Origin of the sequence: Mesorhizobium sp. B2-5-13, from assembly GCF_006440535.1 — a bacterium.
GTDB classification, from domain to species: domain Bacteria; phylum Pseudomonadota; class Alphaproteobacteria; order Rhizobiales; family Rhizobiaceae; genus Mesorhizobium; species Mesorhizobium salmacidum.
On record NZ_VFUI01000002.1, the window covers coordinates 174,967 to 192,640 of the forward strand.

Annotated in this window: 17 protein-coding genes and 1 riboswitch; of the genes, 8 read left to right on the top strand and 9 right to left on the bottom strand. The window is 62.5% G+C overall.

Features of this window, described 5'->3' with window-relative positions; all coding sequences use genetic code 11:
• The first annotated feature begins 39 nt into the window (after window positions 1-39).
• The 4 genes from arfB (at window position 40) to FJ434_RS04160 (ending at window position 3,159) form a co-directional block, all read left to right on the top strand.
• The gene (arfB, locus tag FJ434_RS04145) at window positions 40-477 is read left to right on the top strand and encodes an alternative ribosome rescue aminoacyl-tRNA hydrolase ArfB (protein WP_140506833.1); all 438 of its coding nucleotides are present in this window, start codon (window positions 40-42) and stop codon (window positions 475-477) included.
• A gap of 90 nt (window positions 478-567) precedes the next feature.
• Window positions 568-1,038, top strand: coding sequence for a peptidoglycan-binding protein LysM (gene lysM, locus FJ434_RS04150; protein ID WP_140506831.1), 471 nt, complete (start codon window positions 568-570; stop codon window positions 1,036-1,038).
• A 212-nt stretch (window positions 1,039-1,250) separates the two neighbouring features.
• A complete protein-coding gene (locus FJ434_RS04155; protein WP_140506829.1) occupies window positions 1,251-1,880 on the top strand; it encodes an alpha-ketoglutarate-dependent dioxygenase AlkB in 630 nt (209 codons plus the stop codon).
• 55 nt (window positions 1,881-1,935) lie between these two features.
• A complete protein-coding gene (locus FJ434_RS04160; RefSeq protein ID WP_181165946.1) occupies window positions 1,936-3,159 on the top strand; it encodes a glycosyltransferase family 87 protein in 1,224 nt (407 codons plus the stop codon).
• Window positions 3,160-3,177: 18 nt separating this feature from the next.
• Here FJ434_RS04160 and FJ434_RS04165 read toward each other — a convergent pair whose 3' ends face one another.
• The 4 genes from FJ434_RS04165 to FJ434_RS04180 all read right to left on the bottom strand — a co-directional run bounded on the left by FJ434_RS04165 (window position 3,178) and on the right by FJ434_RS04180 (window position 7,994).
• The gene (locus tag FJ434_RS04165; protein WP_140748901.1) at window positions 3,178-4,740 is read right to left on the bottom strand and encodes a hypothetical protein; all 1,563 of its coding nucleotides are present in this window, start codon (window positions 4,738-4,740) and stop codon (window positions 3,178-3,180) included.
• A gap of 121 nt (window positions 4,741-4,861) precedes the next feature.
• Window positions 4,862-5,488 carry a hypothetical protein gene (locus FJ434_RS04170; protein WP_246678301.1) on the bottom strand — a complete coding sequence of 209 codons (627 nt, stop codon included), beginning with the start codon at window positions 5,486-5,488 and terminating at the stop codon, window positions 4,862-4,864.
• A 93-nt stretch (window positions 5,489-5,581) separates the two neighbouring features.
• Entirely contained in the window at window positions 5,582-6,682 is a 1,101-nt protein-coding gene (locus tag FJ434_RS04175; RefSeq protein WP_140506823.1) for a hybrid-cluster NAD(P)-dependent oxidoreductase, read from the bottom strand.
• A gap of 64 nt (window positions 6,683-6,746) precedes the next feature.
• Window positions 6,747-7,994, bottom strand: a complete 1,248-nt coding sequence (locus tag FJ434_RS04180) for an aromatic ring-hydroxylating dioxygenase subunit alpha (protein WP_140748904.1) — start codon at window positions 7,992-7,994, stop codon at window positions 6,747-6,749.
• 114 nt (window positions 7,995-8,108) lie between these two features.
• A riboswitch (cobalamin riboswitch) is annotated at window positions 8,109-8,311 on the bottom strand.
• A gap of 494 nt (window positions 8,312-8,805) precedes the next feature.
• On the opposite strand from FJ434_RS04180, the gene FJ434_RS04185 reads away from it, so the two are divergent.
• From FJ434_RS04185 to FJ434_RS04195, 3 genes are all read left to right on the top strand, one after another.
• Entirely contained in the window at window positions 8,806-9,012 is a 207-nt protein-coding gene (locus FJ434_RS04185; RefSeq protein ID WP_140506819.1) for a DUF680 domain-containing protein, read from the top strand.
• Window positions 9,013-9,083: 71 nt separating this feature from the next.
• Window positions 9,084-9,287 carry a DUF680 domain-containing protein gene (locus tag FJ434_RS04190; protein WP_140716316.1) on the top strand — a complete coding sequence of 68 codons (204 nt, stop codon included), beginning with the start codon at window positions 9,084-9,086 and terminating at the stop codon, window positions 9,285-9,287.
• Between the two features lie 66 nt (window positions 9,288-9,353).
• The gene (locus FJ434_RS04195; RefSeq protein ID WP_140748907.1) at window positions 9,354-9,593 is read left to right on the top strand and encodes a DUF680 domain-containing protein; all 240 of its coding nucleotides are present in this window, start codon (window positions 9,354-9,356) and stop codon (window positions 9,591-9,593) included.
• A gap of 79 nt (window positions 9,594-9,672) precedes the next feature.
• Here FJ434_RS04195 and ugpC read toward each other — a convergent pair whose 3' ends face one another.
• The 5 genes from ugpC to FJ434_RS04220 all read right to left on the bottom strand — a co-directional run bounded on the left by ugpC (window position 9,673) and on the right by FJ434_RS04220 (window position 16,182).
• Entirely contained in the window at window positions 9,673-10,785 is a 1,113-nt protein-coding gene (gene ugpC / locus FJ434_RS04200; RefSeq protein ID WP_140748910.1) for a sn-glycerol-3-phosphate ABC transporter ATP-binding protein UgpC, read from the bottom strand.
• Window positions 10,786-10,814: 29 nt separating this feature from the next.
• On the bottom strand, window positions 10,815-12,479 hold the full coding sequence (locus FJ434_RS04205; RefSeq protein ID WP_140748913.1) for an alpha-glucosidase: 1,665 nt from the start codon (window positions 12,477-12,479) through the stop codon (window positions 10,815-10,817).
• Window positions 12,480-12,483: 4 nt separating this feature from the next.
• Window positions 12,484-13,638, bottom strand: a complete 1,155-nt coding sequence (locus tag FJ434_RS04210; protein ID WP_027142760.1) for a carbohydrate ABC transporter permease — start codon at window positions 13,636-13,638, stop codon at window positions 12,484-12,486.
• Window position 13,639: 1 nt separating this feature from the next.
• Window positions 13,640-14,653 carry a sugar ABC transporter permease gene (locus FJ434_RS04215; RefSeq protein WP_140506807.1) on the bottom strand — a complete coding sequence of 338 codons (1,014 nt, stop codon included), beginning with the start codon at window positions 14,651-14,653 and terminating at the stop codon, window positions 13,640-13,642.
• Window positions 14,654-14,826: 173 nt separating this feature from the next.
• Window positions 14,827-16,182 (bottom strand): ABC transporter substrate-binding protein, encoded by a 1,356-nt coding sequence (locus FJ434_RS04220; RefSeq protein WP_140748916.1) that lies wholly within the window; start codon window positions 16,180-16,182, stop codon window positions 14,827-14,829.
• A 361-nt stretch (window positions 16,183-16,543) separates the two neighbouring features.
• Between FJ434_RS04220 and FJ434_RS04225 the strand changes: the two genes are divergently transcribed.
• Complete coding sequence (locus FJ434_RS04225; protein ID WP_140748919.1) at window positions 16,544-17,566, top strand: substrate-binding domain-containing protein; 1,023 nt, start codon at window positions 16,544-16,546, stop codon at window positions 17,564-17,566.
• The last annotated feature ends 108 nt before the right edge of the window (window positions 17,567-17,674 follow it).

Sequence of the window (17,674 nt, forward strand, 5' to 3'; positions counted from 1 at the left end):
GGCCTTTTCTTTTTCGGTCCGCCGCGCCATGACTGCGGCATGCCGATCGACGACGACATCATCATATCGGGCGAAGCCGTGATCCACCCGGGCGACCTGCACGAGGATTTCATCCGCTCGTCCGGTCCCGGCGGCCAGAACGTCAACAAGGTGGCGACGGCGGTGCAGCTTCGCTTCGACGCGCAGAACGCGGAGGGCCTGTCCGAGCGCGTGCGCGAGCGGACCATAAAACTTGCCGGCCAGCGCGCCACCAAGGACGGTGTCATCGTCATCGAAGCCGGGCGCTTCCGAACCCAAGAACAGAACCGCGCCGATGCGCGGGCGAGGCTCACGGCACTGGTCGCCAAGGCCGCCGAACCACCGCCGCCGCCGCGCAAGAAGACACGGCCGTCGAAAGGCGCGGTTGAGCGACGGCTGAAGAGCAAGGCGGGACGCGGCACGATCAAGAAGCTGCGCGGCCGGGTGGAGAACGATTAAGCACCACACCAGGCGCGTGTACAAAACGGCTTCCCATTTCGCATCGCAGATGCGAGGTTTCCCCATTGCCACAGCAAGGGAGACCTAGAGATGGGTATGTTCGATTTCGTCAAGAGCGTCGGCAAGAAGCTCGGCATCGGCGGCGACGAAGAAGCCGCACCCACCGCCGACACGCTCAAGAAAGAGCTCGATTCACACAAGCTCGGTACCGATGGCGTGCAGGTCGTCGTCCAGGGCGATACGGCGGTGCTGAAGGGTGTGGTCAAGGACCAGTCGATCTTCGAAAAGGCGGTCATTGCCGTCGGCAACACATTGGGCGTCTCCAAGGTGCAGGCTGACGAGTTGCAGGTCGCGCCGGCTTCCGGCACGGCGGCCCCTGCCAAGGAGCCGACCTTCTACACCGTCCAGAAGGGCGATAATCTCTGGAAGATCGCCGAAAAGAGCTATGGCAAGGACCGGGGCGCCAAGAACACGGTCATCTTCGAGGCCAACAAGCCGATGCTGACCCATCCCGACAAGATCTATCCGGGCCAGGTCCTGCGTATTCCCGAGCTTGGCTGAGCCACAGGGCAGAAATCAGTGCGCCGTGCGTCCGAAAGGCCGCGCGGCGTTGCATTACCAGCGGCGCTTAGTCTTATTCGTCAACCGCCATTGGCGAATGGAAAGACGAATTCGGCGCGCGGCATCTGGCAAAAACCACGACGGCTTTCGGGTCGCCGTTTTCGTCCGCTGGTGGCATGCTGGGCTCCGAACCATTCACATGAGCCAAATCCATGCTCGTTCTGCCCAAGGGCGTACGCCACATGCCGGCCCAGCTGTCCCGCGCCGTCCAGGAGGCGCTGGTCGAGGAGGTGAGGAGCATCGTCCAGCAAGCGCCGCTGTTCGTGCCGGCCATGCCGCGGACCGGCAAGGAGATGAGCGTGCGCATGACCAATTGCGGTCCGCTCGGCTGGGTCACCGACAAGGAACGCGGCTATCGCTACCAGCCGACGCATCCGCTGACCAGAGAGCCTTGGCCGCCCATCCCCGACAGCCTGCTCGACCTGTGGCGGCAGGTGTCGGGTTATCCGAATCCGCCAGAGGCCTGCTTGGTCAATTTCTACACGCCTGATGCGAAGATGGGCCTGCATCAGGATCGCGACGAGGCCGATTTCTCGGCGCCCGTCGTCTCTGTCTCTCTGGGTGACGATTGCCTGTTCAGGGTCGGCCAGACAACGCGCGATGGCGCTACCAAATCGTTCAGGCTGAAAAGCGGCGATGTCGTCGTGCTTGGCGGCGAGGGTCGCCTTGCCTTCCATGGCGTCGACCGCATCTACCCTTCGACCTCGGCGCTGCTCAAAAACGGCGGCAGGATCAATCTGACGCTGCGGCGGGTGACGAAGCCCGATGAGGCCTCCAAATAAGCCGATCTTAACGCGCGTCCCCTATCAAGACTGCCAGGTCTTGGAAAACAGCGCAATGGCACCAGTCAACCAGACTGCCCTCTTTCGATCCGATATCCGTTTCGCGGCACTTGTGCTGTGCACCGGGATTCCGATCGGGCTGCGTTATCACCTTGGATTGTGGACATCCGACGAGCGCGGCTTGTCCGTGGTTAGCCACGGAATGCCCTATTGGGACTTCACAAACCTGTGGGCGGGCGGACGCATGGCGCTCGACGGGCATGTCGCGTTCCTGTTCGATATGGACAGCTATCGCGCAACCCTGCGGCGGATGTTTTCGCCAGACCTTCCCAACCAGGAGTGGAGCTACCCGCCCAGCATCCTGATTTTCGGCGCGCCGCTTGCGCTGCTGCCGATATTCCCCGCCTATCTCGTGTGGACCTTGGGCACGGTCTTTTGTCTCTGGCTGGCCCTCCGGCCGCTGCAACTGGGCAAGGCTGCCGAAGCAGCCATCCTCTTTTGTCCGGCCGTACTGATCAACGCGGCCTTCGGCCAGAACGGCGCCCTGACGACGGCCTTGCTCATCGGCGGATTGGCGGCGGTGCCGAAGCGGCCGGTCCTGGCAGGGCTGCTCTTCGGCCTGCTGACGGTAAAACCGCATCTCGGCATACTGGTGCCGTTCTGCTTGCTGGCGAACGGCAACTGGCGCGCCATTGTTGCCGCCGCGCTGTCGTCGTTCGCCCTGTTCGCCCTGACCGGCCTGCTGCTTGGCTCCGAGGTCTGGACGCTGTTCTGGACCGAGACCCGTCCCCTGATGACGGCGATTCTCGAGGCTCCCTACCCGCAGCCCTATCAGTCGAATGCGGCGACCATGTTCTTCCTGGCTCGTGCGTCCGGTCTGGGACTGACTGCGGCCTATGCGCTGCAAGCCATTGCGACGGTCGCGGCGATCGCAACGGCGATCTGGATCTGGTTGCCATGGCGGCGGGTCGAGCATCGCGAACGGGTCGTGCTCACCGCCGTGCTGGCAACGCTGGCGACGCCTTACGGCTACAGCTACGATACGATCGGCCTAGCCGTTGCCGTCGCCTATCTGTTCTCGACGCGCAACGCCATGCCGAGGATTTTTCTGGCACTGATCTGGCTATACCCGGCTATCGCGCATCTGGTGAACAATGCCGGGCTTGGCATCGGCGTGCTGGTACCGCTGTTCCTGTCGGCATGGATGCTTGCCGACATAATAGCCCGCGAGCGCGGGCCCACGGTTGGCGGCACGCCAGGCATCGACATGCCGACGTAGGACGCTTGGTTGCGATACCTATTGGCGAGCTTTGACGTCGGCGCGGATGAGCAGGGTCACCGACCCGTTCTGAAGCAGCGGGCGGTAATCCGCCAAGCTCTTGGCGATTGCGATGTTGTCCCTCAAAGGTATTGGCGCACGCGGCTCCGCCGTCCCGTCGTCGACCACAATGTCGGGCCGTTTCGCGGCAAGTTCGCCGGCGATCGCCGCGGTATATTGCTGGCGCAAGGTCTCCAGATCCAGCCGTTGGGCAGGGTCCTGCGCCAACCGGATGAGGATCTCGGCATCGCTGACCATCCAGGCGGAGGGGTTGCGTGCCACGACACGGGCGCCAGTCATCCGGGCGAGCGGATTGCCGGCCTGCAGCCGCGAGCCGATCGACATGAAGGTTGGATGGTCGACTACGCGGCTGACGGCGACCGCCGCGGCGTCGAGACCGCCGCGTGGCTGAGTGAATGCCAGACCTTGTTGCGCCACGACCAATTTCACGATCGAAAACAGCCCAAGCGCGGCCCCAAACACGGCCGGCAGGGGCAGGCTTCGCAATGGTTTCAACCTGATAGACTGCAGCATCAATGCCAGGACGCCGACTGTCAGGAACGGCAGCGCCTGATACGTCCACCCCTTGCCCATGATGACGAAGGCAGGGACATAGGCCGCTCCAGCCAAAAGCAGTATTTGCGCATCGCGATGGGGCCGACCGGGATAAGCCATCACCAGTGTGGCCCCTGCCATGGCCGCGAACATAGGGATAGGCCATAGCATCAACATGTCCATGACCGGCATCCGCATCGGCAAATAGACTTGACGCAACAAGGGCAGAACCTCGGCGAAGAAAGGCTGCATGAAAACAGCGAGTGCGATCAGATAGCCAACGGTCAGAATACCACCGACCACGCTCTCGGTCGTAAAAAGCGGACGCAGCGAGCGTCGCTGTAGCGCAATCACAAGGGCCGGCAGCGCCAGAGCCAGCACGCTGTAGGGTGGTTTGATCATCACGAAGATACCGGCGCCGACACCGGCAACCATCCGCTCGGCGATGCTGCCGGCACGAAAATCCGCCGTTCGATCACGTGCCGAAAGCAATGCCAGCCACGGCAGCAAGGCGATCACGGCAATCTGCTCGCGCTGGCCGAAATCCGGCGGAAACAGGAACAGCACGACAAACACCGCCGCCGGAATGATCCAGACGCACCGCTTCAGAACCTCGTCGGTCCGTGCAAGAATGCGAGCCGAAAAGCAGACGGAAGCAGCCGCGAGTGCCGCCACGCCCACACTCACCCAAAATTCCGCCGACAGCCCGGTCAGGCGTTCCATGGCGAGAAAAGGCAGATAGAGCCAGGTTGAAAAAGGTGGATTACCCTCGGCGATATCGACGTAAAGGCGTTCGCCGTTGAGGACACGGTCGCCAACCGTCAGCAGCCAGGACACGTCTACATTGCTCGGCACCACGAAGAGCGAGACGACGACCGCATAAATGGTGATCAACAACGTTGCGACAGCCGGCCCGACGAGTCGAAATACAGCCTTGCTGGATTTGAAGCTTGCCAGCTTGCCCTGAGCAACGAGCGGCGCATTCATGCAAATGGGCTTTCATCACCGGCACAACCAGTATCGGTGAGTTTCTAGCAGACAGCAGTTAAGGGTGTTCTAACCTGGCGGTTGAACGCCACTTGACCGCCACAGATTGCACGGCGCGTCGCTATCGGCCTGGATGCTTGCGGGGATCAGGGCCGCGAACGTGGGAACCGGCCGCAGGCGCGCCGATGCGGCGCCGGACCGGCGGAACGCTGATCCTGACCGTGATGTCCAGCATCATCTCTCCCACCGTCGGCGGGCAAGGTATGGTCTGCAAGAAGACCAGGGGCGACGGTCCCTCTGGCGGCTCGCGGCGGGTCGGTCCGCCGCGCCATGCTTTGCCGCGCCATGCCCTGGCGGGCGGCTCCTGCCGCAGCCGGCCGCTCTTGCGTCTCAGCCGCAACTGCTTGGCAAAGCCGCGCGACAGCCAGGCCAGCCTGCCGAAATCGGTTCGCGGCTTGGCCTGCAGCACCGCCGACCAGCGCGAAAGGCCGGTGAGGTCGGCCATGTCAAGCACGCGCGCCAGCACCCTGTCCGGCACCGCCGCGCCAATATCGAGCGCGAGGTAGGAGAGCGCCACCGCCGCGGCCACGGCAAGGCCACGCCTGGCGACAACGTCGAGGAACACGTCCCAGTCGACATCGCCGGCGCGAATGGCTACAGCGCAATCGACCAGCCAATCGCTGTGCGTGTGGGCGTCGAGCCCGCCATGCGCGATGGCGAGCGCGATGCGGTCCGCAGGCGACGGCACCAGCACGCCGACGCCGCTGAATTCGGCCGCCGCCGCTCGCCGCCAGATCCCTGGTCGTCCTCGTCGCTTTGCTGCGAACCGTCATAGGGCGGATCAAGCCTCGATTTCCAGTGCCGACAGTGGCTTTGAACAGCAGGCCAGGATGAAGCCATCATCGATCTCGTGATCGAGGATGCCGCCATTGTGGCTCATCTCGACGCTGCCGGAGACTTTCTTCACCTTGCAAGTTCCGCACAGGCCGAATTCGCAGGCCGCCGGTATCCGCACGCCCGAAGCACGCGCCGTCTGCAGCACGGTCTGGCCGGCGACACAGTCGGCGTCGACGTCCGAAAGCGCGAAGCGGATCGGCGTTGCGGCTTCGACGGGGACAGCCACACCGTCCTGCGCCGGCGCCGCGAATGGCGCCGGGATTTCCTCAACGGTCGGCGCGGCAAAGCTCTCCTGATGGTACTTTGCCATGTCGAAGCCGGCGGCTTCGAGCATGCCGCGCACGGCGCGCATGAAGGGATCGGGGCCGCAGCAGAAGATTTCGCGTTCGCGGAAATCGGGCGCCAGCAGTGGCAGCCGGATAGCGTCGATGCGGCCCATATGGCCATACCAGCCCTCGCGGCTCGACCGTTCCTCGATCATGAAGCCGAGCGACAGGCCCGGCATGTGGCCGCCGAGCAGCTCCAGCTCCTTGCGGAAGATGATCTCTTCCGGGCGCCGCGCGCAGTTGACGAAGCCGACATCGGTCCATGGCGCGCAGTCGTTCAGCCAGCGCAGCATCGACATCATCGGCGTCACGCCGGAACCGGCCGAGATGAACAGATATTTCGCCGCTGGATGGCTGTGCAGTGAAAAGTCGCCGCCCGGTCCATAGGCCTTGACGTGCGAGCCGGGCGCCAGGTGATCGAACATCCAGCGTGTGCCGATGCTGCCCACCTGCGCCTTCACCGTCACCGCGATCGAGAATGGCCGCGACGGTGACGATGACAGCGTATAGGTGCGCATCAGCGGCCCGTCCGGTGTCGGCAATTCCAGCGTCACGAACTGGCCCGGCTTGTAGCGGAACCAGGTCTGGTTGTCGGAGCGGAAGGTGAAGGTCTTCACGTCGGGCGCCTCGTCGGTGACGCCGGTCACTTCCAGCACCTGCAGCCTGTCGTTCCAGGGCGCCATCTGGTCGAGATGGCGATAGAGGCCGAGGTCCGTCATCGCATTCATCCTCTTGTCCCTTTTGTTCTGCGCATGCCCAAAACCGCCGTCTTTAGCGATATGCCTAGGCAACGCTGCGCAGGGCCGGCCGGGCGCCTTCGGCAAGCCGTGGCCCGATGAAGGACGCGTACCACTCGACGAACTGGATCACGCCGCCCTCATGCAGCTCCGAATAAGGGCCTGGCTCGTAGGCCGGCGACAGGATGCCGAAGGCGTTTTCCTCGACGATGCGGCGATCCTGGTCGTTGGTCTCGGTCCAGACATGGGTGAGTTCTGCGAGATCGTAATCGACGCCCTCGACCGCATCCTTATGCACCAGCCATTTAGTCGTCACCGCCGTTTCCGTGGCGCTGATCGGCAGCACCCGGAAGGTGACGGCGTGGTCGCCCAGGATGTGGTTCCAGGTCGTCGGATAGTGGTAAAGCAGCAACGAACCGATGCGGTTGGTTGAAACGCTGTCGGAAAGATTCCTCTCGACCGCGCGCTTTCCCGTCATCGTGTAGCTGACGGCATCGCGCAGCAGCGGCGCGCGGGTCGCGCGATACTGGCCGGCCGGATCGATGCGGAACTTGCTCGGCAGGCCGGCCGCTTCGCATTTCGCCCAGTGCGCCAGCATCTCCGGATCGCTGTCGGCGCCTTGCACGCCGGTCACCGTCGGTGCTTCCGGGAAGGTCTTGCAGAGTTCGGGATGATTGCCGGCGCAATGATAGCATTCGCGATTGTTTTCCCAGACCAGCTTCCAGTTGCCCTTCTCGATGATGGTGCTTTCGAAGGCGACTTTTGCCTCACGCAGCCGGTGCGGCAAAAGGTAGGGCTCGATCATCGCCCGCATCGGCGCGAAGTCGGCTGGCTCCTTGGCCAGGCAGATGAAGACATAGCCGGCGACGCTTTCGCAGGCGACCGGCTTCAGCCCGAACTGGCTCTTGTCGAACCCATCGGCCATCTGGCGGGCGAACAGCAGCCGGCCGTCGAGCTCGTAGGTCCATTGGTGATAGGGACAGACCAGCTTGGCGGCCGTGCCCTTGTCGGAATTGCAGACGCGGCTGCCGCGATGGCGGCAGGAATTGTGGAAGGCGTTGATCTTGCCCTGCTGATCGCGCACCAGCACGACCGGATAATCGCCGATCTGCACGGTGATGAAGCTGCCCGGCTTGGGCAATTCGCAATCATGGCCGATGAACAGCCAGTCGCGATACCAGATCAACTCCATGTCCAGCTTGAAGTAGTCCGGGTCGGTGTAAAAAGGCTGTTCCAGCGAAAAGCCTTGTCTGCGGCTGCTCAAGAGCCTCAGCATGTCGTTGCGCGCGTCCATGTCCTGTCCTCAGTTTCAAGGACTGAACTGGTGGTGATTGAGGAAGGACTGGGCGCAGATCGGCGAAAAGCCGGACAAACACCATCCGCCTCTTGACCGCCCACCGCGATCAGTCGAGTTCTAGCGATCTCGGGCTGGTTTCCGGGCTCTGGAGTTGTCCTTGCGGACCATCGCGACACCTTCCCAGGCTTTAGCCCAGTGGTCTCCCGTTGCGACTTGAACTCCACCACCGTTGCGGGGGCAGCGCCGGAATCTGACCGGCTTCCCAATTCTCCGCTCCGTCGTCACGCAGCGGCACCTGAGATGCCTGATCTAATCACGACAGGCTTTGCGACATCGGCACGAAAGCGACATCGCATCCATGCGGCGCGACACGCATGCTGGATCGTCATGACAGGCTTGTAGCCGTTGGAATCGCCTTCTGTCGCCAAGCCGCGCCGGCACCGTCTTCGACCCCTTTGCCGGCAGCAAATAGGTTAACAGTTTCAAAAAGTGACTATTAGAGGAGTCTAAAATCGAACTGAACGGTTCGTTTCTGTTGACGGTGCGTGCAAGACGCTGTGAACGCCGAGCCTCCGACACAGTTGGTGATCAGGATGCTGTTTCAAGGTAACCAGCTGATATCACAAGAGAAAATAAGATATGCGGAAAGCGCTGGTACAATTTCAAGTGGTGGAGTCATGGTCCACGCTGAACAACTTCGTGATTGGAAACGGCAAGGGTGCTCTCCCACATCGGGGCTGTCCGAACGACGCGATTTAATCCCAAGACACGCCGCTAGATGGACGGAAAAATACTGGAGTACCAAAAAATGAAAAAGATCATTCTCACTGCCGCCGCCCTTCTGGCTGTTTCCGGCAGCGCCTTCGCTGGTAGCGACAATTACGGTTCGAACGGCGCCAACCAGCCTGCTGCCGCGGTGGACAGCTCGTACACCGCTTCCACCTCCACCAAGACGTCGGAGCCGGGTGCTCAAACGCCTGCTCAGGGCAGCGATCGCAACCTCTTCGGCCGCTAACGGCCTGTCCCCACGGACGGCGGGCTTGCCCGCCGATCCGGTAGAATTCAAGAAATTCAGGAGTGTCTAAAATGAACAAGATCCTTATTGCCGCCGCCGCCGTTCTGGCCATTTCCGGCAGCGCTTTTGCCAGCGACAACTATGGCTCCAACGGTGCCAACCAGCCTGCCGCCGCGGTGGACAACTCGTACACCGCGTCGGTCGACAAGTCGGCTCCTGCCAGCCAGGAGCCCGTCCAGCACGGCGCCGATCGCAACCTGTTCGGCAACAACTAACATCTCTTCAAGCAAGGACGGCGCGCTCAGCCCGCCCCTTGAATTCGAAAAAATCGGAGCACCAAAATGAAAAAGATTGTTCTTACCGCCGTCGCTCTTCTGATTGCCGCTGGCAGCGCCTATGCCGGCAACGACAACGTTGGCGACACCGACATCAACAAGCTGGCGACCGTCAACGTCGACACCTCGCATACGGGCTCGATCCGCAAGAGCGAATCGCCCGTCTACAAGCTGCTCAATTCGTCGGGCGACGTACAGAAGTCCGCCCCTCAGGGCGCAGACCGCAACCTCTTCGGCAACAACTAACCAGCCGTGGTAATATACAAAAGAGAGCGGCGGGCTTGCCCGCCGCTCTCTTTTTGCGTTGTCGAGACAGCTTGTGGTCTCAGGCGGCTTTTGCTTCCGCTTCCTGCAGGGCGAACGACCGTCCATCCGCATCGAAGATATGAAGATCTCCGGCATTGGCGGTCAGCCGCAGCGTCGAGCCGCGCTTGACCTCGACATTGCCCGGCAACTTGGTCACCAGCGGCAGGTCGGCACGGCCGATGTCGATATAGACCAGCTGAACCTCACCGAGCTGCTCGAGATAATCGACCGTCCCCTCGAACAGATAATCGCTACCACTGGCGATCGCGAGATCTTCCGGCCGCACGCCGAAGCTGACCGCCGCTCCCTTTGCCGAAGCAGGCGTCGCGATCGGTACCGTCGCCTTGCGTCCGCCGACATGACTGACGATGGACGGATTGCCCGTCTTGTCGACCGTCGCCGGCAGGATATTCATGGCCGGTGAGCCGATGAACTGGGCGACGAAGAGGTTGCCGGGGTTCTTGTAGAGCTCCATCGGCGTGCCGACCTGCTCGATGTGGCCATCCTTCAGCACGACGATGCGGTCGGCCAGCGTCATCGCCTCGACCTGGTCGTGCGTGACATAGATCATAGTCGTGTTGGGCATCGATTCCTTGAGCTTGGCGATCTCGATGCGCGTGGCGACGCGCAGCGCCGCGTCAAGGTTCGACAGCGGTTCGTCGAACAGGAACACTTTCGGATTGCGCACGATGGCTCGGCCGATGGCGACACGCTGGCGCTGGCCGCCCGACATCGCCTTGGGCAGGCGATCGAGATATTTGGTCAACTGCAGGATCTCGGCCGCCTGCCGTACCCGCTTGTCAATCTCGGCCTTGCTTTCCTTGCCGATCTTCATCGAGAAGGCCATGTTGTCGTAGACGGTCATGTGCGGATAGAGCGCGTAGGACTGGAACACCATGGCGATGCCGCGCTTCGACGGCGGCACGTCGTTGACCACCTGACCGTCGATCCTGAGTTCACCCGAGGTGATTTCCTCAAGCCCGGCGATCGAGCGCAGCAAGGTGGACTTGCCGCAGCCCGACGGGCCGACGAAGACGATGAATTCGCCCGATTTGATGTCGAGGTCGATGCCGTGGAGAATGTTGAGATTGCCGTAGGACTTCTTCACTTGTCTCAAATTGACATCGGCCATTGATTTCCTCCAGTGATTCCTCGGATGTTTCAGCCTACGCGTCCGAACCAGGCGTCGTAACCGCCGAGTTCGACCGAACCGGTGCTCGCCTGCCCGGAAAACCCGTGTCCCGGCAAAGGTTGCAGGGTTCGGTTGCCGAGGTCAACCTTCGCCGGCCTGGCGCCCAGATTGAAAACGCAGACGACCTCCTCATTGCCCGCCCGGCGGGTGAAGGCGACGGTGTCGCCCTCGCTTTCGATGAAGGTGATGTCGCCCTTTGCCAGCGCCGGATGGGCGCGGCGGAAGGCGAGAAAGCGCCGGTAATGCTCAAGCAGGGAGGTCTCGTCGCCTTGCTGCACGTTGACCGCCTGTGACAGATGCTTGGCCGGCACCGGCAGCCAGGGTTTTGCCGGGGAGAAGCCGCCATTCCTGGCGCCGCCATCCCACACCATGGGCGTGCGGCAGCCGTCGCGGCCCTTGAATTCCGGCCAGAAGCGGATGCCGTAGGGGTCCTGCAGGTCCTCGAAGCGCAGGTCGGCCTCGCCGAGCCCGAGTTCTTCGCCCTGGTAGATGCAGACCGAGCCGCGCAGCGACATCAGCAATGCCGAGATGACCTTGAGATAGGCGGACGGGTCGGCTTCGTCGGCGGCCCAGCGCGAGGCCGGGCGCATCACGTCATGGTTGGAAAACGCCCAGCACGACCAGCCGTCGCTGGCGACCCTGCCAAAGGTTTCCAGCACCGAGCGCACTTTGGCGGCGCTGATCTTTTCCGGCGCCAGGAAGTCGAAGGAATAGCACATATGCACGCGCTTGCCGCCGGCAGTATAAGCGGCGACCACGTCCAGTCCGCGCTGCGAATCGCCGACTTCGCCGACCGCGGCGGTCGCCGGATACTCGTCGAGCAGCGCCCTGAAGCGCTCGAGGAAAGCGAGGTTCTCCGGCCGGCTCTTGTCGTAGATATGATCCTGGTAGTTGTAGGGGTTGACCGCCGGCGCGGTCTGGTCGTTGCGCTCTTCCGGCGGCAGCGGCGGGTTGTTTTCCAGCCCCTGGCTGTGGAAGTAGAAATTGATGGTATCGAGACGGAAGCCGTCGACGCCGCGCTCCAGCCAGAAGCGGGTGACGTCGAGCAGCGCGTCCTGGACTTGGCGGCTATGGAAGTTGAGGTCGGGCTGCTCGGCCAGGAAATTGTGCAGGTAATATTGCTGGCGGCTGGTGTCCCATTGCCACGCCGAGCCGCCGAAGATCGACAGCCAGTTATTGGGCGGCGTGCCGTCGGGCCTTGCGTCGGCCCAGACATACCAGTCGGCCTTCGGATTGGTGCGGCTCGAGCGACTTTCCATGAACCAGGGATGGATATCGGCGGTATGCGACAGCACCTCGTCGATCATCACCTTGAGACCCAGCCGGTGCGCCTCCGCCGTCAGCGCGTCGAAGTCGGCCAGCGTGCCGAACATCGGGTCGACGTCACAATAATCCGAGACGTCGTAGCCGAAATCCTTCATTGGCGATTTGAAGAAAGGCGAGATCCAGATGGCATCCGCGCCAAGGGCGGCAATGTAGGGCAGCCTGCCGATGATGCCCTTGAGGTCACCGATGCCGTCGCCGTTGGAGTCCTGATAGCTGCGCGGATAGATCTGGTAGATCACCGCGCCCCGCCACCAGTCGCGATCAATGGCGGGATCTGGTTTCGAAGTCGCCTTCAAAGCCGAGTGCATTGTCTCAACCTCCTTTCACCGAGCCGGCCAGCAGCCCGCGGACGAAATAACGCTGCAGCGAGAAGAAGACGATCAGTGGCACGATGATGGTGATGAAGGCCGATGTCGTCAGGATCTCCCAGTTGCCGCCACGCGAGCCGAGCAGCGCATTGAGCTTGGCCGTCAGCACGATCTGATCGGGCGCCGTTCCGAGGAAAACCATTGCCACAAGGAGATCGTTCCATACCCAGAGGAATTGGAAGATGGCGAAGGAGGCAAGCACCGGGAAGGACAGCGGCAACACGATCTTCACGAAGATCTCGAAATCGCTGGCGCCGTCGATGCGCGCCGATTCCATGATCTCGCGCGGCAGGCCGGCAATGTAGCTTCGAAGCAGATAGATGGCGAAGGGCAGGCCGAAACCGGTATGCGCCAGCCAGATGCCGAGATAGGTCTTGGACGGCACGCCGAAGAACGTCCCGACGCCGTTGTAGAGCTTCAGGAGCGGGATAAGCGACATCTGCAGCGGCACCACCAGCAGGCCGATGACGACAGCGATCAAGAGCGCGCGACCTGGAAAGCGCATCCAGGCCAGCGCATAGGCGGCAAACGCCGCGATCAGGATCGGGATGACGGTCGCCGGGATGGTGACCGTCAGCGAATTCATGAAGGAGCGGCCGATGCCTTCGGAGAACAGCACGGTCTGATAGTTTTCGGGGGTGAATTTCGGCGGCGCCGACGAAGCGTAGTAGATGCGCTGGCCCCGGTCGCCCTCGAATGCCTTGGGCGAGGCCATGACGAAGCTGCCGTCGGCGTTGAGTTGCAGGGTGACGCCGTCGCCGAGATCGGCTGATGTGCCGGCAGGATACTGCGTCGGTGCCGCCGCCTTGACGCCGAAGGCACTGATGCCGCGCTTGGCCCCATCGCCGAAGATGTTGCCCTGGAGAACGAACTTGCCGTCCTTCTCGACTTGTGTGGAGGCGGCCGGCAGGCGGCCGGCTTCGGTCTGGCTGGAACTTGCGAACGAATTCCACCAGCCCGAGGCGATGATCTGATCCTTGTCGCGTATCGACGAGACGAGGATGCCGAGCGTAGGGATGGTCCAGATCACCACGAAGACGAGCACCGCGATATGGACGCCGAAACGGCTGGCGAACGAATTTCCGGTCGCGACGGCCATCTCAGTGCCCTCCCGTCTCTTTGTTGGCCTGGCGAATGTTCCAGATCATGATTGGAATGACAGCGATCATGATGATGATGGCAATGGTCGCGCCGCGGCCGAAATCGCCGCCGCCGCGGAACATCCAGTCGAACATCAGATTGGCCAGCACCTGGCTGTTCCATTGACCGTTGGTCATGGTCAGGACGATGTCGAACACTTTCAGAACCAGGATGGTGATGGTGGTCCATACCACCGCGATGGTGCCCCAGATCTGCGGCACCATGATCTTCCAGAAGATCTGGAATGGATTGGCGCCGTCTATGACCGCCGCTTCCAGTGTTTCTTCGGGGATGCCGCGCAGCGCCGAGGAGAGGATGACCATGGCGAAGCCGGTCTGGATCCAGATCAGGATGACCATCAGGAAGAAGTTGTTCCAGAACGGCAGCGATATCCAGACCTGCGGCTGGCCGCCGAAATGCTGGATGATGGCGTTGAGCAGACCGATCTGGGTCTGGCCCTGGCCGCGATATTCGTAGATGAACTTCCAGATCACGCTGGCGCCGACGAAGGAGATGGCCAGCGGCAGGAAGATCAGGCTCTTGGCAATCGTGCCCCACCATATCTTATCGGTGAGCACGGCGATGATCAGGCCGAGAAAAGTGCAGGCCGCCGGCACCACCGCCAGCCACAGGATGTTGTTCCGGATGGCGTTTCGCAGATCCGGATCGCGCAGCGCCCACTCGTAGTTGGCGGACCCCACGAAACTCGTGCCGCCGCGGTCGAAGAAAGACAGCCACAGCGTCGCGATCACCGGGTAAATCAGGTAGATGGTCAGGATGATCAGCGCCGGACCCACGAATAACCAGGGCCGCACCAATCCCTGCCGGCGCAGATTGTTAACGGCGGTCGTCCCGGACACCCCGCGCGCGGGGAAGATCAGGTCGAGCAGTTTGTTGGCGCCCCAGAAATAGGCGACGCAGCCGCCGACGCCGATGATGATGACGAATATTGCCGAGAAAATCTGAGCCGCCATGGGTCCCTCTCCCTGCGCGTGACCGGCTAGCGATGCTGGCGACCGATGCGCTGACTTTCAGTTATTCGGAACAATCGAAACGCGAAGCTTCCGGCATGCACCGCCAGTCGGATCCGGGCCATGGCCCGGATCCACTAGCAAGATCAGGAAGGGTTAGGTCGCGCCGGAGCGGCCTATTTGATGGCGTCCCAGCTCTTCTGGATGTCGGTGGCGACGTCCTGGGCGGACTTGCCGCCGACCAGGTCGATCATGCCGGTCCAGAACGAACCGGCGCCCACCTTGCCGGGCATCAGGTCGGAGCCGTCGAAGCGCACCGTCGTGGCGCCGACCAGGATCTCGCCCTGCTTCTTCAACGCATCGCTGCCATAGGCGTCCTTGTTGGCGCCTTTGAAGGGGGTGACGAAGCTCTTCTGCGCCATCCACAATTCATGCGCGAGCGGCATCTGCAGGAACTTGATGAATTCGCGCGACGCCTTGGAATCCTTGGTGATCATCACCAGCGTTCCGGCCACTTCCAGCGGCGTCCCGAGTTCCGGCTTGGAGGCGTAGGGCGGATAGGGGAAGAAGTCCGCATCCTGGCCAAGCTTCACGCCCTCCGGGAAGAAGGAAGGGATGAACGATGCCTGATGGTGCATGTAGCACTTCGGCGGCACGGTGAAGAGGCCCTTCGGGCTGTCGCGGAAGTCGGTCGCCGCGACCGCCTTGGCGCCGCCGTCGACCATCTTGTCGTCGGTGGCGATCTTGCCGAAGATGTCGATGGCGTTGACCACTGCCGGATCGGTGAACGGGATCTCGTTCTTCACCCACTTGTCGTAGACTTCAGGCGGCTGCGTCCTGAGCATGATATCCTCGACCCAGTCGGTCGCCGGCCAGCCGGTCGCGCCGCCCGAGCCAAGGCCGATGCACCAGGGCTTGCCGCCATCGGCGATGATCTTCTTTTCGAGCTCGGCCAGTTCTTCCTGCGTCTTCGGCACCTTGTAGCCGGCTTCCTCGAAATTGTCGGGCGAGTACCAGACAAGCCCCTTCACGTCGATCTTGTAGGGAAAGGCATAGAAGCCCGGCTTTCCGTCCTTGCCCGTATAGGTGCCGAGCTTGGCCCAGGAGTCGCCGGCGGCGTAATTCTCCTTGACCCAGGCCGCGACGTCGTCGCCGAGCGGGGTCAGCACGCCCTTGGAAGCAAGGTCCTGGATGAGGCCCGGCTGCGGCAGCACGGCGATGTTGGGCGGGCTGCCGGCCTGGGTGTCGATGACGATCTGCTGCTCGTAATTCTCGGACGAGGAATATTTGACCTCTGCGCCGGTGGCCTCGGAGAAATAATCGAGTACCGACCGGACAAGCGCCTCGTCCTCGCCACGCCATGGGCCGAAGATCGACAAGGTCTCACCCTTGAGGTCGACTTTCTTGAGGTCTTCATAATTCGCCCAGTGAAAGTGCTGATCTTCGCCGGGCTTGAACTTCAGTTCGGCCTGCGCGGGCGCGCTCAGGGCGAACGCGGCAGACGCAACGCCCCGCAAAAGCAACTTCTTCATCGGTATTCCTCCCAGTGGGTCACACATACAGGACGGAACCTCCATTCCGCCCGCCGACGCCGCAGGACTGTGACTCACTCGCAAGGGAACCGCAACCTTTCGAAGAGTCTTCCAAAGCGCTTTGGCTTTGCCGATCTCGCCATTGAATCGATCAGGAGTCAAGAGTGCTCGCGGACTAATCGATTTAATTGCCAGCAGTCTGCGCTCGAAAGGTGCGTCGCAACATGCTTTTTGGCGGTGCAACAGCAATTTCTGTTTCAAAGCGGACCCCCGCACGCATATGGTCTCCGCGATGTGGCCGCATCTCGGTTAGTGTTTGGTCGGTTCAATCTAAAAGCGCTTTGAGGCAGGGAGGCCTCTCGTGAACCTCAAGCAACTCGCACATATGCTGGCGCTTTCGCAGACAACGGTAAGCCGGGCGCTGAACGGCTATCCCGAAGTCAACGAGGAAACCCGCAGGCGCGTCATGGACGCCGCCAAGCGCCACGGCTATCGTCCCAATCCGAGCGCGCGTCGGCTGGCCACGGGCAAGTCCGGAATGATCGGCTACGTGCTGCCGACGGGTGCCGCCGTCGACATCGACCCCCACTTCGTCGAATTCCTGTCCGGCCTCGGCGACTATGCCCGCTCGCACGAACTCGACCTTGTCCTGTCCCCGACCGACGCCGACGATCAGGAGACGACCTACCGGCGCGTCGTCGCCAACCGGCAGGTCGATGCCGTCTACATCTCTTCGCCCAGGCCCGCCGACCGGCGCGTGGCGCTGGTCAATACGCTCGGCATTCCCTTCATCGTCCATGGCCGCAGCGAGGGCTTGGACTTCGACTATCCCTTTCTCGACATCGACAATGAAGGCGCTTTCCACGAGGCCGCCCGGCTGCTCGTCCAGCTCGGCCACCGGCGGCTGGCGCTGATCAACGGCGATGACGGGGAAACCTTCGCCATTCATCGCGAGCGCGGCCTGCGCCGGGCACTGGCAGCAAGCGGCCTGACATTGAACGATCGCCATGTCTGCTCCGTCGTCATGACCGAGGAGAACGGCTATCGCGCCGCCCGGCGCCTGCTTGAACAGGACGGCGCGCCGACGGCAATCGCCTGCTCCAGCCTGATCATGGCGCTCGGCGTCGTGCGCGCGGTGCGCGACCTTGGCCTCAGCATTCCCGGCGACATCTCGCTGATCGCCCATGACGACGTCTTTCCCTGGCTGAAGCCGGAGAATTTTTCCGTGCCGCTGTCGACGACGCGCTCGTCGATCCGGCTGGCCGGCGCACGCATCGCCGAGCGGCTGGCGGCGCGGATATCGGGACTGGAGGAGGGTGCGCGCGGCGAGGTCTGGCCGGTCGACCTGGTGGTCAGGGGATCGGTCGCCGGCGCGCCGGCCTAGGGTCGCCCCAAGACAGAGTGCCCTCTTGACCCCGCATTACCGCGCTTATCCCAACATGGCCGGATGAAAATCGATCAGCCAAACGCGGTTTCGGCCGGCGCGGGCGCG